This is a genomic window from Nocardia sp. FBN12 (assembly GCF_054031145.1).
The window spans coordinates 3,685,504-3,698,110 of record NZ_CM132926.1 but is presented as its reverse complement, the minus strand read 5'-3'; the positions used below and the strand labels follow the sequence as shown (position 1 = coordinate 3,698,110).

The window sequence follows — 12,607 nt, the reverse complement described above, 5'->3', positions numbered from 1 at the left end:
GCGACCGAAGTCATTCACTCATGAAGCCCGACTCGTGCCCGCGGATCGCGTCGCGAAAAGTGATGGGAGTCTGCCCGGTGCGCTGGTGGAAGTACTTGCTGAAGTGGGTCGCGCTGGTGAAGCCGAGGCGGTCGGCGATGCGGGTCGCGGTCTGATCACTGTGGGCCAGTAGGCGTTTGGCCTCGAGGACCACTCGGCGATCGATGAACTCCTTGGCTCCCAGCCCGGCCACGGCGAGAGTGGCACGAGACAGGGTGCGGGGCGAATATCTGAGGTCTCGGGCGTAGTCCTCGACCCGGCGGGTGCGGGTGAAGTGAGCTTCCACAGCGTCTCGGAAGATCATGAAAGTGGGGCTGGGTTCGGTGACCGGGGCGCCGACCGGGACGGCGAGATAGGCCAAGCGCAGCACCAGGACCGACAGCAGGTGTCGTAGAGCGGCAGTGTGGATCTCGAGGGGAAGCCTGCCGAACGCATCGAACTCGTTGGCCAGGTGGTCGGTGGCCAGCCGCAAGGCCGCGACATCACCGGGGAACGGATGATGCAGAACCGGGGCATGTGGGTCGTCGATGCGGGCGCCCGCGACGGTGGCCGGGCTCAGGAAACTCTGCTGGAACAGGATCAGCGTTCCTTCGGCATGCGTGAGATCGCCCCACTGGTTGACTTGGCCGGGGCGGATCCACAGCCAGGAGCTGGGCTCGAGAATGTAGGCGGCGAAGTCGACTGTATGCCGCAGGGAACCTTCGGTGAGGGTGAGCAGGTGATGAAAGTCGGGACGCTGTGGTGTGGCGAGAAGGTCGCCGGGTACCCGATTTCGTAGCTCGGTCAGCGACAGCACTTCGATACCGGTTGGGGTACCAACAGGGGCGGAAAAGGGAACCTCGAGGAGTCTTTCGGCCCGAGGATGTCGTTTTTTGACCATATCCAGACCTCAGCGTATCCGAATCCAACTGCGCTTTCACCGTAGATTTGGGTTGTTCACTCATCCGGTGCCCGTTGAGTGTCGGATAAGAGTAAGCGAAGCAGCGTACGTTCCGATTCGCCACCTCCACTAGGAGTACAGATATGAGCAACCCCGAGAACATCGTCGTGACCGCCACCACCGAACTGTTCGGCAAGAAGGACCCGACCGCAGTGGATCGTTGGTTCGCCTCTGACTACACCCAGCACAGCGCGCTGGCCGCCGACGGCCCTGACGCCCTGCATCAGTTGGTTGCCGGCCTCGGCGACGATTTCCGCTACGACCCGGCTCGGGTGATCGCCGACGGAGCCTTGGTCGCCCTGCACGGCACCTACTACGGCTTCGGTCCCGATCCGCTGGTCGGGTTCGACATCTTCCGTGTCGACGCGAACGGCAAACTGGCCGAACATTGGGACGCACTCACCCCGCTCGTCTCCGGCACCGTCTCCGGCCGCAGCCAGACCGACGGGCCCGCCGAAGTCACCGAGCTGGACAAGACGGAGGCCAATCGCGCGCTGGTGACCGAGTTCGCGCAGAAAGTCCTTGTCGGCGCGGATTATTCGGTGCTGACCGACTACATCTCGACCGAGACCTACGACCAGCACAACCCGGAAGCCGCCGACGGTCTGGACGGGTTCGGTGCCGCCGCCGCGACGTGGGCGTCGCAGGGGAAGAACCTTGTGTACAAGAAGGTCCACAAGGTGATCGCCGAAGGCGACTTCGTGCTGCTCCAGTCGGAGGGCGAATTCGGCGACCCGGCCGCGTACTACGACCTGTTCCGCGTCGGCGGCGGCAAGATCGTCGAGCATTGGGATGTCATCGCCCCCATCCCCGCCGAGCTGCCGCACACCAACGGCCTGTTCTGATAGTCGCTGAGTCAGACTCCTACCGCGCGCCGGCCTGCGGTTGCCCCTCCATCGACGACCAGATCGTGACCGGTGACGTAGTTACCTTCGTCGGAGGCAAGGAACAGGACAGCTGCCGCCATCTGAGAAGGGTTCGCGGCGTATCCGATGGGCTGAAGTTTGTCCAGAACCTCGACGATTCCGTCCACGTCCGGCACCATTCCGGTGAGCATCGTTCCAGGTGAGATCGTATTCACCCGAACCCCTTCGGCCGCGAACTCGATGGCGCATGCTTTCGACAGTGCCACCACTGCTGCCTTCGTACCGCTGTAGACAGCCATTCCTTCCGAAGGGGAACACCCGCCGTTCGAAGCCGTGTTGACGATGACGCCGAACCCCTGCTCCACCATCACCCGCCCTGCCGCCCTGGTGCCGTAGAAGACTCCTCCGAAGTTGACGGTCACCATGCGATCGAACGCTTCGTTGGTCGTCTCGAGGACTGGCGTGGTCGCGATGACGCCGGCGTTGTTGCACATCACGTCAAGCCGCCCGAACCGGGCGACGGTGCCGGCGACCAGTGCGTCGACCTCCACCGGGTCGCCGACATCGGTACGGACGAATTCGGCACCGATCGCGTTCGCGGCAGCTTCCCCCTTCTCCCCGTCGATGTCCGCGACCACGACACGAGCACCTTCGGCGATCATCAATTCGGCTGTCGCTCGCCCCAGACCCGACGATCCGCCGGTAACAATGACGACCTTGTCCTGCATGCGGTTCGCCATCTCTCAACCTTTCCGAGTGATCGTGCCGGACCGTAGGTTTTCGCGACTGCGATCGGCATGGAGGGTCTCGCACTGCATCTTCAACGCCACAGCGGTTTCATCGAACGCACGCTTTACCCAAGCGCCGCTGTCGTCCATGATTTCTTGCGCGGCCGCACCGAGGAACGCGTCCGTGGAGTAGTAGCGACAACGATTCTCGCCGATGTGCTCGATGATCTGATCACGTCGGGCAGCGTGCGGCGAGACCTCCGTGGGTCGCAGTTCCCACGACAGCAGACGCTCCGGCACGACGGCGCAGACGAACTCGGTGTACGCGAAGGTCTCCGTAGCACCTGAGTAGTCCGCCAGCGTCATCTCGACGGGCGCTCCGATTTCCAGTGTTGACCTCGCCGAAATGCAAAAGGGGTTCCAGTTCGGGTAATTGTCGAGGTCCGTGAGAACCTGCCACACAACACTCGCAGGTGCCTCGATCTCGACTGCTATGGATCGAACGAGTGTGGCCGGGTCATAACTCGGTATTTGCAATTCGGACATTCAACCTCCATGAGATGCGGGACGGAACCCGGGTAGGGTGCAGGAATCAAGCGAAAACGGCTCGGCCCCCGGACAACACAGCGCCGCCGCCTGTGGTGACGTCGAAGCGGCAATTCGATGCCTGGCCCCATGCTCGAATATGCGCTGAGTCGCCCGGGAACACAGGAGCAGCGAATCGGCCGAACAGCGACGTCACATCGGCCGGATGGGCGCCGAGCATGTCCGCGAGAGGCAACGTCGCGGCGGCCAGTGTGCACAGCCCGTGCAGGATGGGGCGGGGTTGCCCGATCCGTTCCGCGGCAGCGGGATCGATGTGGATATGGTGCCGGTCACCGGTGAGCCGATAGAGTGCAGCTTGATCGCCACCAGTGGTGAGTGTTCCGACCATGGCGGGTTCCTGTTCCGTCGCCGACGGTGCCGATGGTCCGCGGTCGCCGCCGAAGCCGCCGGCACCGGGTGCGAACAACGACCAGGTCGCCACGAAATAGTCGCTCTCGACGACGACTTCGAACACCGCCGCACGCCCCTTGTCCCAGACCTCGCCGACGCGCGCCGACATCGCGATCTCGCCGGACCGAGGCAACGCAGACACAGCATCGAGGCTCTGAGATCCGTGGAGGGTAGTCTGTGTGTCGAAGGCACCGAGTGCGCCCAAGGCATCCGGTGCCCACTGGGCCAACGTCAGCGCGAAGGTCGGCAACACACGGAGTCGATCCTCGAACACCAGGTCGAGGTCGGCGGCTCGAGCACCGACCGCAAGTGCGTACAAGATGGCGTCACGCTCGTCGTAACCGATCACACGGGTACCCAAGTTCCGGCCACGCCACTGGTCGGGAGACAGCGCCGTTACGATCATCGATGAAAGTCCTTCTCGCTCCGCGTCGTTGGACGACGCCATCGGAATTGCAGTGGAGGATTCGTAGGTGGATTCCCTATCGGCCGTGCGTTGGAACCGGCCGCGGGTCACACGCTCGCCGGGTCGAACCTCGGGTAGTCGAGGTAGCCTTCTGCGCCACCGCCGTAGTACGAGTCCCGGTCGGGTGTTGTCAGCGGCCACCCGTTCTGCAGGCGCTCGACAAGGTCGGGGTTGGCGATGAACGGCTGTCCGAATGCGGCGAGGTCGATCACGTTCCTCGCCATCAGATCCTCAGCCAGCTCTCGGGTCATGCCTCCTGCGAGGATGATCGCTCCCCGGTACGCGGCTCGGAACGCGGTGAGAAAATCGACATCGATGACGCGATCTCCTGCGGGAAGCTGATCGGCGAGATGCACGTAGGCAAGGTCTCGGCGAGACAGCTCGGAGGCCAGATACAGGTAGGTAGAGGCGGTTTCAGCGTAGGCGGGCATGTCGAACAGCTCGCTGAAGGGCGAAAGCCGAATCCCGACACGGGTGGAACCGATCGCCTCACTCACCCGATCGACCGTCTCGAGGAGGAAGCGGGCACGATGTCGTATCGACCCTCCATAGTGATCAGTTCTCGTGTTGGTCGAGGGGTTGAGAAACTGTTCGAACAGGTAGCCGTTTGCGCCGTGCAACTCGACGCCGTCGAAGCCGGCGTCGCTGGCATTGGTTGCACCGCAGACGAAGTCGCGAATCACCCGACCGACTTCCTGCGTGGACAACGGCCGGGGCGTGCTCACGTCGACCAAGCCGGCAGTGCCGTCGTCGGCGAAGGCGAAAGTCTTGCCCCCGTGGGCCGGTGCCGCGCCGGCACCGACGGGCCGCTGCCGTCCAGGCTGGAGCGACGTGTGCGACAGTCGGCCGACGTGCCAGAGCTGGGCAAAAATGCGGCCGTCCTCATCGTGGACGGCATCGGTTACTCTTCGCCATCCGGCAACCTGCTTGCTGGACCAGATACCGGGAACGTACGCATACCCTTGACCTTCCGGGGAGATCGGCGTTCCTTCGGTGACGATCAGTCCCGCGGTCGCGCGCTGACGGTAATACTGCGCCGTCACTGCGCCGGCGATGGTGTCGACGCTGCGGGCCCGGGTCATGGGGGCCATCACAACGCGGTTTCTGAGAACGATGCCGCCAAGTCGGCAATTGTCGAACAACCGAGTCATTCGATGTCACTTTCCGAAGGTGGTGTCACAGTCGAGTCGGGTTCTCAGAACTCGATTTCGATCGGTCCGGTATCAGGACGCGACTGGCACCCGAGTACGAGTCCGTCGGCGATATCGGCGGGATCCAAGATGTCCGAATTCTCCATCGCGACCGTGCCGGATATGACAGTGCATGCGCAGGACCCGCACTCGCCCGATCTGCAGGAGAACGGAACATCGACCCCGCGATCCAGCAGCGTATCGACGAGATTCCGGCCCGTCGGCCAGCCGAATTGGTGAGATTCGCCAGCCAAGTGAACGATCGTATCCACCACTGAGACCGAATGACCGCCCGAGATCGGCCCGGGCGCTGCGAAGGGGTCGCCCGAAATCGACACGAAGAGTTCCTGATGATGTCGTTCCTGCGCCACGCCCGACGTGCGAAGACCCGCACCCACCGTATTCATGAATGGTGCAGGGCCACATACGAAGACTTCGCATGATGAATCCTCCGCCACCAACTCGGCGATCGTGTCCTGCGTAGGAAAGCCATGGAGATCGTCGAGCCAGTAGTGCACTGCCAGTCGGTCTCCGAACTTGACGGCATAATCATCGAGCTCCTGGCGAAAGATTACCGAGTCGCTGTCGCGATTTGCGTAGAACAGCACCACCGAACAGTCAGATCGGAAGAGGGCGGTCTTCAGGATCGAGATGATCGGAGTGATGCCACTACCTGCCGCGAACAGGCATAGTTTCTCCTCGTAGCCCTCGGGAGTGAACCGGCCCGACGGGGGCAGGACAGTGATCGAGCTCCCGGGTGTCACGTTGTCACACAACCAGTTCGATCCGTATCCACCCGCTGTGCGCTTGACGGTTACCTTCAGATCGTCATCGACGTCGGGGGCGCTCGACAACGAATACGATCGAGCGATGTGTCCAGTGCGGTCACTCGGTATACGGACGGTCAGGAACTGCCCGGGCAGGTAGGTGAAGAGTTCACGAAATCTCTCCGGCTTCCGCAGCACGATCGACTTCGAATCCGAGGTTTCCTCGATAACATCGACAACGGTCAGTTCGTGCCCGATGATTCGCGATGTAATCACTGTCAGTCGCCTACCTGTGGCAGAGACACCCGCTGCTTCTTCTCGAATTCCGCGTACTCCTGATCGATGGCCTGGGTGCACCAGTTGGAGTACCGCTCGAATCCGCCGACATACATCAGCAGCGCTCGCGGCTTGCCGGGTATGTTCGCGCCTGTGTACCAGGAGTCGGTCTTCGCGTGCATTGTGCGTGCGGCGACAGCGTCCATTTCGGTGGCCCACTGATCTTCCTGCGCGGAGGTGGCATTGAAGCGGGAGATCTGATGATCCTCGAGGTAATCGATGGTCCGCAGGACCCAGTCGACCTGCCACTCGCCCGTGGTGATCATCTGTGCGAGGACCGACGGGCTACCGGGACCGTGCACCATGAACAGATTCGGGAAGTCGGCGGTCATCAGACCGAAGACAGTCTTCGGACCGTCGGCCCACCTGTCGGCGAGTCGTACTCCGTCGAGCCCGGTCGCGTTCAGCTTCAGCATCGAACCGGTCATCGCGTCGAAGCCGGTGGCAAAGATGATCACATCGAGCTCGTATTCGGAACCGGTTGTGCGAAGCCCTGATTCGGTAATCTCCTCGATAGGATTCGACCGAAGGTCGACCAGTTGCACGTTGGCCCGATTGAATGTCGTGTAGTAACCGGAATCCACGCAGATCCGCTTGCCGCCGATCGGATAGGTCTTCGGGCACAGAAGTTCGGCGGTCTCCGCGTCATCGACGACAGCCCGGATCTTGTTCCGCACGAACTCCGCGAGAATCGCATTCGCCTCCGGATCGGAGGAGGTGTCGGTGAACGTACGGATGAACTCGAGTCCGTTCCGGGCGTTCCACGCGCGCTCCATCACTTCTTCGCGCTCTTCTTCGGTGTAGCTGAAGATGGAGCGCTGCTCGGCGACATTGCTCATCAGAACGGCGCCGTGGGTGTTCAGCATTTCCTGGCGCCGCTGGGGGTAGTTGGTCTTCCAGTCGCGCTCGTACTCCGGATCCAGTTCCCGGTTGAACGAGGGGAGGCTGAAGTTCGGCGTCCGCTGGAAGACCGTGAGATGGTCGGCGGCCGCGGCCACCTCCGGGGTGAGCTGGATACCGGTGGAACCGGTGCCTATCAGGCCCACCCGCTTACCGGCCAACTCGACGCCGGCCTTGGGCCACCGCGAGGTGTGGTACGCCTCGCCGTGGAAGTTGTCCAGTCCGGGCCAGGCCGGGACGTTGGAGACGTCCAGGCTGCCGGTGGCCGCGATCACGTACTTGGCGACGAAGCGCTCGCCCGATGCGGTGCCGACGTGCCATTCGTCCGCGGCATCGTCGAATGTCAGCTCATCGACACGAGTTTCGAACCGGATGGCCTCGCGCAGGTCGAAGCGGTCGGCGACGTGGTTGGCGTAGGCCTCCAGGTCCGGCTGCGGGGAGAAGTGCTCCGACCACGACCACTCCTGCTGGAGGATCTCGTCGAAGGAGTACGAATACTGCATGCTCTCGATGTCGACGCGGGCGCCGGGGTAGCGGTTCCAGAACCAGGTGCCGCCGACGCCGTCGCCGGCCTCCAGGCAGACGACCCGTCGGCCCTGTTGGCGGAGACGGTGCAGCGCATACATTCCGCTGAATCCCGCGCCGATGACGACGACATCGAAGTGCTGGGCGGTGGGGTCGGCTGCCGGGGTAGAGGCGGACATGTTCCTCCAAAGATCGGATCTGCGTCAACCGCGTCTGGTGCGGTCGGCTGACGGGGGTCGGGTCGGGGAAGTGTGACCGCTACTCGAGCAGGGAGCCGCCGTCAGCGATGACATCGGTGCCGTTGACGAACGACGCGTCGTCCGAGGCGAGAAAGACCACGACGTTCGCGGTCTCGTCCGGGTCGGCCTGACGTTTCAGGCCGGTCGGGGCATCGGCGGCGGTCGTCGGCGACATGCCGGTCCGGATGTTGCCGGGGAGAACGGCATTCACCCGGATGTTGGACGGCGCGAGCTCGATCGCGGCGGTCCTCGTCAGTCCGCGCAGGGCCCACTTGGACATGCTGTACGCACCATGCGCCGGGTACGACGTGGTTCCGGCAAGCGACGAGACGTTCACGATCGCCCCGCCGCACCGGGCGCGCATGGCAGGAATGACGGCCTGGATGCCGAGAAACGGTCCGCGCAGGTTGACGTCGAGGACCTTGTCGAGATCGGCGACGGTCTCGTCCTCCAGCAGCTGCCTGCGATAGATCGCCGCATTGTTGACGAGGACGTCGAGCCCGCCGAACGTCGACGTCGCCACAGCAACGGCCTGCGCCCAGTCGGCTGGGGTCGTCACATCGAGGCGGGAGTAGACGACGGACGCACCGAGGTCGTCGGCGACGGCCTTTCCCTGATCGTCGAGGACGTCGCCGATCACGACCGAGCAGCCCTCGCGTGCCAGCGTCCGAACGATCTGCTCACCCTGCCCACGTGCGCCCCCGGTGACGATCGCGACCTTTCCTTCAAAGCGATTCGGCATGATTCTCCGATGTCAGTGTTGTGCTCGTGGCCGAGCTGTTCAGCGCTCGCCGGATGGCGGCTGTGTATTCGGCGTTGATCCGCCGGGAGATCGCCGCCTGGGGGAACACTCCCGACGATCCATGGAAGGTCCCGGGGAAGAGTTGCAGTTCGGTGGGCACACCGGCGCGCGTCAGTCGTTGTGCGTAGTCGATCCCCTCGTCGCGGAGGGGGTCGAACGAGGACACCGCGATGTAGGTCGGCGGCAACCCCGCGAGATCGCGTGCGCGCGCGGGGGCGGCATAGTGCGACGTCCGATGTCGGTCGGCGTCGACCCCGAGGTAGTGGCACCAACTGTCGATCGAATTCTGGCGGTTCCACAGCGGGGAGTCGGTGTACTCGGTCGCCGAGGCGGTGAGCAGGCGGTCGTCGAGAACGGGCGAGTCCAGCGCCTGGAAACACAGGGCGGGACCGCCGATTTCGCGTGCCGCGAGCGCGACCGCCGCAGCGAGTCCGGCACCGGCGCTGATCCCGGCGACGACGATTCTGGCCGGGTCGATCCCGAGGTCGTTGTCGCCGGCGAGCCAGGTCAGAGCAGCGAAGCAGTCGTTGAACGCTGTCGGGAACGGGTACTCGGGAGCGAGGCGATAGTTGACCGACACCACCACCGCGCCGAGGTCTGCAGCGAGCGCGGAGGGAACCCGGACATCGGTGCCTGCGTCGCCGAAGACGAACCCTCCGCCGTGGAAGTAGGCGATACCGGGGAGGGGCTGCTCGATCCGGCGTTCCGGCCGGAACACCACGACCTCGATGTCCGATCCGTCGGCTGCCGGTGCCGTCCGGCGTTCCACCGAGATATCCGCGGGCACGGCCGCCATCGGATCTTCCGCGCTCATCGAGCGAACGAGCGCGCGAGCCGCTTCGGCGTCGGAGACGTCGAGGCGCGGGAGGAATCCCAACATCGGCAGGTACTCGGGATCGACGGGGTACGACATCGATTCCTCCTTGTGCGATAGGCGTGAATGCCACCTGGTCGACCCTGACCGATCCGGCGTGGCGTGACCGCGGTCACTGTGACTGAGTCAACTGTAGCCATTGGCTACTTTTTCGTCAACCGCGAGAGGTGGGTCGACTCTCCGACCGGATCCGTGTTGGCGGACTCGATATCGCCTGTCATGAGTGTTGCCTCGGGCGCAGCGTTGCTGTTGCTGTTCGGCATGGTGGCGATCACCACGATGCCCAATAGGGCTGCGACGCCGACGACGCCGGAGGTGGCGTAGGAGTTCCCTGTCGTCTCCGTGAGTTTTCCCGCGAGGTAGGGCCCGGCCCCGCCGCCGATCGCCGAACCGAGACCGAATCCGATCGCCGCGCCGGTGTAGCGAACGGCGGCCGGGAAGGCCGAGGTGAGTGTCGCGTAGACAGGGACAGCGGAGGCGCCGGCCATGCCGACAAGGAGCATCTGGCCCAGCCCGGTGACGATCAGATTCCCGCCGGTCGCCTTCATGAGGTACATGATCGGAAACATCGCCACCAAGATGATGCCCAGCCCCAGGATCATGGTGTTCCGACGGCCGCTCCGGTCGATCATGAATCCGGCCGCGAATCCGATGGCGATGGCGAAGGTCGATGCAGCGGTGGCCAGCCAGGCGGTGGCGCCCGGGGTCATACCGACCTCCTGCTGGAGGAACAGCGGCATGTACGTCGGAACCACGTAACCGATCGCGAGAACCGATGTGCTGAGTGCGATCACGCGCAGCAATGTCACGGGGTACCGCGTGATGACCGAACGCAGCGGGGAGGACTGGACTTCGTGTTTGCCGGCGAGTTCCTTGAAATCGGGTGATTCCTCCAGTCGCGTACGCAGATACAGCACGTACAGCATCAGCGGTAGCGACATGAGGAGGGGAATGCGCCAACCCCAGTCGGCCATCGTCTCCTCCGACGACAGGGAGGTCGTGACGGCGACGACCAGTGGAGCGAGTGTGCCACCGAATGCGAACCCCACCGGGGTCATCGCGCTCAGGATGCCGTAGTTCCTGACAGATGCGTGCTCGGTGACGAACGTGGCCGAACCCATCTGCTCCCCGCCTGCGAAGAATCCCTGCAACAGGCGTGTGAGAACAAGAAGCGCAGGGGCCAGGATTCCGGCGACCGAGTGCGTCGGTAGCAGCCCCATCAGGATGGTGGCGCCACCCATGCCGGAGATGGTGAGGATCAGTGCGAATCGACGACCGTGACGGTCACCGATTCGCCCGAAGACGATGCCTCCTACCGGGCGGGCAAGGAATCCGGTGCCGAGGACCGCGAGCGAGCTCAGAATTCCAGCCGCCGGGTTGTCGCTGGGAAAGAACTCGGGGGACAGATAGGCGATGAGAAAAGTGAAAACCATAAAGTCATAGGCTTCGACGGCAGTTCCGAAGAAGCCGGTCATCGACGCCCTGCGCACCAGGTTCGGTGAAGGTGCGATCTCGGGTGAGCTCATATTTATCCTGTTCGATGTGATGACCGAGGGAATGCAGTGCTGAGGTCGAGTACTGGGTTCCGTTCATGAATCGATCCGACCCGCACGTAGCGGCAATGGCTTTCACGGACGCGACCGACAGGCGGTAGGCGTCAACACGGAGGCGCAGAAGTCGAGCGAAGGGACCCGCAGTCGGGTTGACGGATCACTCATCGGCTCGCAGTGACTGTTGTCACAGTAGCCAATGGCTACGCGTGCGTCAATAGGCGCGGCCGGTTCGCCTCGCGACCACGGGCGGAACGGGTGCGAACCGCAGCAGTCTCGGCCTCTCACTGTCGATTTCGGCTCCGGTGATCGTGATAGTGTTCGCGCGATATGGCAGCCCCTCGTGACCTCACCGAACGCCCTGACGACGTCTGGACCACGCCACAGGCGGCCGAGTTTCTCGGCATCAGCCGTCAGGCGATCAACAAGCGCGTCCAGAATCGGAAGATGCTCGGTTATCCGGGCGGCGGATCGACGTTGTTTCCGGTATGGCAGTTCGATGTGGAGAATCGCGGAATCCGTCCGGAGGTCCCCGAGTTTCTCGCGATGTTCGACGCGGATGTCGCACCGCACGCCATCGCCCGGTGGTCGATCACGAGAATCGACGAGTTCGCTCGCACGCCTGCTGAACTGTTGCTGTGTCCGGATACCACGGGGGATGCGCTTCGGTTGGCCGGTGACTACGTGGCCGACCCGGTCGAAGAGCACTCCGTACCGGATGCCGAGTCGAGTGTGCAGCGCGCGGACAAGGAGGTCGTCGAGTGGACACCGACTCGTGCGGGCTCGACCGGCGCGCAACAGGCCATTCTTCTCGCTGCCGCGGATCTCTTCTCGCGCAAAGGTCCGGCGAAGGTGACGTTACGGGAGATCGCCGCCGCGGCGGACGTGTCTTACGGCCTGATCTATCGGTTCTATCGAACGAAAGAGAACCTGTTGGTGGCGGTGATGGAGTTGCTCGTCACCTACGGCGGCGAGCGTCTGTCCGGTGAGGAAGACGCCTACGCCGCGATCGAGAACTCGTTCGGCGCCGATGTCGACGCGGGGCAGTTCGGCCGGATGCTGACGTGGTCGGTCTTTGAGGGAACTCGACCGGATCGCCTGCTCGGCGGAGTCCGTTCACGCGGCTATCGTTCGCAAATCGATGCATTGTGGGAGAACCCGGTCGAGCCGCAAGTGCGGGCAGAGTTCGATTCGAATGTGCTGGCGTCGCTGGTCGCCCTCGTCGGCTCGGTGTGGGATCTCTACGAGCCGTATCTCACCGAGCTCGCCGACAATCCAGATCGCAGTCGAGAAGACGTCCGGCAGGAAGTCACCGACATGCTCAAAGTCCTCGTTTACGCGACCCGGCCGAACAGGTAGGCGGCTCGGCACACCGGAGAAGCCGAAACA

Annotated in this window: 12 protein-coding genes; 2 read left to right on the top strand and 10 right to left on the bottom strand. The window is 63.6% G+C overall.

Annotation, left to right across the window (positions count from 1 at the left end; all coding sequences use genetic code 11):
- Window positions 1–10: 10 nt before the first annotated feature.
- Window positions 11–835 carry a helix-turn-helix domain-containing protein gene (locus tag ACWZHB_RS17765; protein ID WP_427903002.1) on the bottom strand — a complete coding sequence of 275 codons (825 nt, stop codon included), beginning with the start codon at window positions 833–835 and terminating at the stop codon, window positions 11–13.
- A gap of 227 nt (window positions 836–1,062) precedes the next feature.
- On the opposite strand from ACWZHB_RS17765, the gene ACWZHB_RS17760 reads away from it, so the two are divergent.
- Window positions 1,063–1,824 (top strand): nuclear transport factor 2 family protein, encoded by a 762-nt coding sequence (locus tag ACWZHB_RS17760; RefSeq protein WP_427903001.1) that lies wholly within the window; start codon window positions 1,063–1,065, stop codon window positions 1,822–1,824.
- Between the two features lie 11 nt (window positions 1,825–1,835).
- Here ACWZHB_RS17760 and ACWZHB_RS17755 read toward each other — a convergent pair whose 3' ends face one another.
- The 9 genes from ACWZHB_RS17755 to ACWZHB_RS17715 all read right to left on the bottom strand — a co-directional run bounded on the left by ACWZHB_RS17755 (window position 1,836) and on the right by ACWZHB_RS17715 (window position 11,194).
- Window positions 1,836–2,585 (bottom strand): SDR family NAD(P)-dependent oxidoreductase, encoded by a 750-nt coding sequence (locus ACWZHB_RS17755; RefSeq protein ID WP_427903000.1) that lies wholly within the window; start codon window positions 2,583–2,585, stop codon window positions 1,836–1,838.
- Window positions 2,586–2,588: 3 nt separating this feature from the next.
- On the bottom strand, window positions 2,589–3,119 hold the full coding sequence (locus tag ACWZHB_RS17750) for an SRPBCC domain-containing protein (protein ID WP_427902999.1): 531 nt from the start codon (window positions 3,117–3,119) through the stop codon (window positions 2,589–2,591).
- A gap of 46 nt (window positions 3,120–3,165) precedes the next feature.
- Window positions 3,166–3,975 (bottom strand): MaoC/PaaZ C-terminal domain-containing protein, encoded by an 810-nt coding sequence (locus ACWZHB_RS17745; RefSeq protein WP_427902998.1) that lies wholly within the window; start codon window positions 3,973–3,975, stop codon window positions 3,166–3,168.
- A 107-nt stretch (window positions 3,976–4,082) separates the two neighbouring features.
- The gene (locus ACWZHB_RS17740; RefSeq protein WP_427909038.1) at window positions 4,083–5,186 is read right to left on the bottom strand and encodes an alkene reductase; all 1,104 of its coding nucleotides are present in this window, start codon (window positions 5,184–5,186) and stop codon (window positions 4,083–4,085) included.
- 44 nt (window positions 5,187–5,230) lie between these two features.
- Window positions 5,231–6,268 (bottom strand): 2Fe-2S iron-sulfur cluster-binding protein, encoded by a 1,038-nt coding sequence (locus ACWZHB_RS17735; RefSeq protein ID WP_427909037.1) that lies wholly within the window; start codon window positions 6,266–6,268, stop codon window positions 5,231–5,233.
- A gap of 2 nt (window positions 6,269–6,270) precedes the next feature.
- Complete coding sequence (locus ACWZHB_RS17730) at window positions 6,271–7,932, bottom strand: flavin-containing monooxygenase (RefSeq protein ID WP_427909036.1); 1,662 nt, start codon at window positions 7,930–7,932, stop codon at window positions 6,271–6,273.
- 79 nt (window positions 7,933–8,011) lie between these two features.
- Window positions 8,012–8,734: an SDR family NAD(P)-dependent oxidoreductase gene (locus ACWZHB_RS17725; RefSeq protein WP_427909035.1), complete on the bottom strand. Its 723-nt coding sequence runs from the start codon at window positions 8,732–8,734 to the stop codon at window positions 8,012–8,014.
- Entirely contained in the window at window positions 8,718–9,707 is a 990-nt protein-coding gene (locus ACWZHB_RS17720; protein ID WP_427909034.1) for an alpha/beta hydrolase, read from the bottom strand. Before ACWZHB_RS17720 ends, ACWZHB_RS17725 begins: the two co-directional genes overlap by 17 nt.
- Window positions 9,708–9,811: 104 nt before the next feature.
- Entirely contained in the window at window positions 9,812–11,194 is a 1,383-nt protein-coding gene (locus ACWZHB_RS17715) for an MFS transporter (protein ID WP_427909033.1), read from the bottom strand.
- Between the two features lie 354 nt (window positions 11,195–11,548).
- Here ACWZHB_RS17715 and ACWZHB_RS17710 point away from each other — a divergent pair, with 354 nt between their 5' ends.
- Window positions 11,549–12,577: a TetR/AcrR family transcriptional regulator gene (locus tag ACWZHB_RS17710; RefSeq protein ID WP_427909032.1), complete on the top strand. Its 1,029-nt coding sequence runs from the start codon at window positions 11,549–11,551 to the stop codon at window positions 12,575–12,577.
- The last annotated feature ends 30 nt before the right edge of the window (window positions 12,578–12,607 follow it).

Coding starts and splice junctions, on each gene's coding strand:
- ACWZHB_RS17760 (WP_427903001.1), top strand. CDS start 1,063: ATGAGCAACCCCGAGAACATCGTCGTGACCGCCACCACCGAACTGTTC.
- ACWZHB_RS17755 (WP_427903000.1), bottom strand. CDS start 2,585: ATGGCGAACCGCATGCAGGACAAGGTCGTCATTGTTACCGGCGGATCG.
- ACWZHB_RS17750 (WP_427902999.1), bottom strand. CDS start 3,119: ATGTCCGAATTGCAAATACCGAGTTATGACCCGGCCACACTCGTTCGA.
- ACWZHB_RS17745 (WP_427902998.1), bottom strand. CDS start 3,975: ATGATCGTAACGGCGCTGTCTCCCGACCAGTGGCGTGGCCGGAACTTG.
- ACWZHB_RS17740 (WP_427909038.1), bottom strand. CDS start 5,186: ATGACTCGGTTGTTCGACAATTGCCGACTTGGCGGCATCGTTCTCAGA.
- ACWZHB_RS17730 (WP_427909036.1), bottom strand. CDS start 7,932: ATGTCCGCCTCTACCCCGGCAGCCGACCCCACCGCCCAGCACTTCGAT.
- ACWZHB_RS17725 (WP_427909035.1), bottom strand. CDS start 8,734: ATGCCGAATCGCTTTGAAGGAAAGGTCGCGATCGTCACCGGGGGCGCA.
- ACWZHB_RS17720 (WP_427909034.1), bottom strand. CDS start 9,707: ATGTCGTACCCCGTCGATCCCGAGTACCTGCCGATGTTGGGATTCCTC.
- ACWZHB_RS17715 (WP_427909033.1), bottom strand. CDS start 11,194: ATGAGCTCACCCGAGATCGCACCTTCACCGAACCTGGTGCGCAGGGCG.
- ACWZHB_RS17710 (WP_427909032.1), top strand. CDS start 11,549: ATGGCAGCCCCTCGTGACCTCACCGAACGCCCTGACGACGTCTGGACC.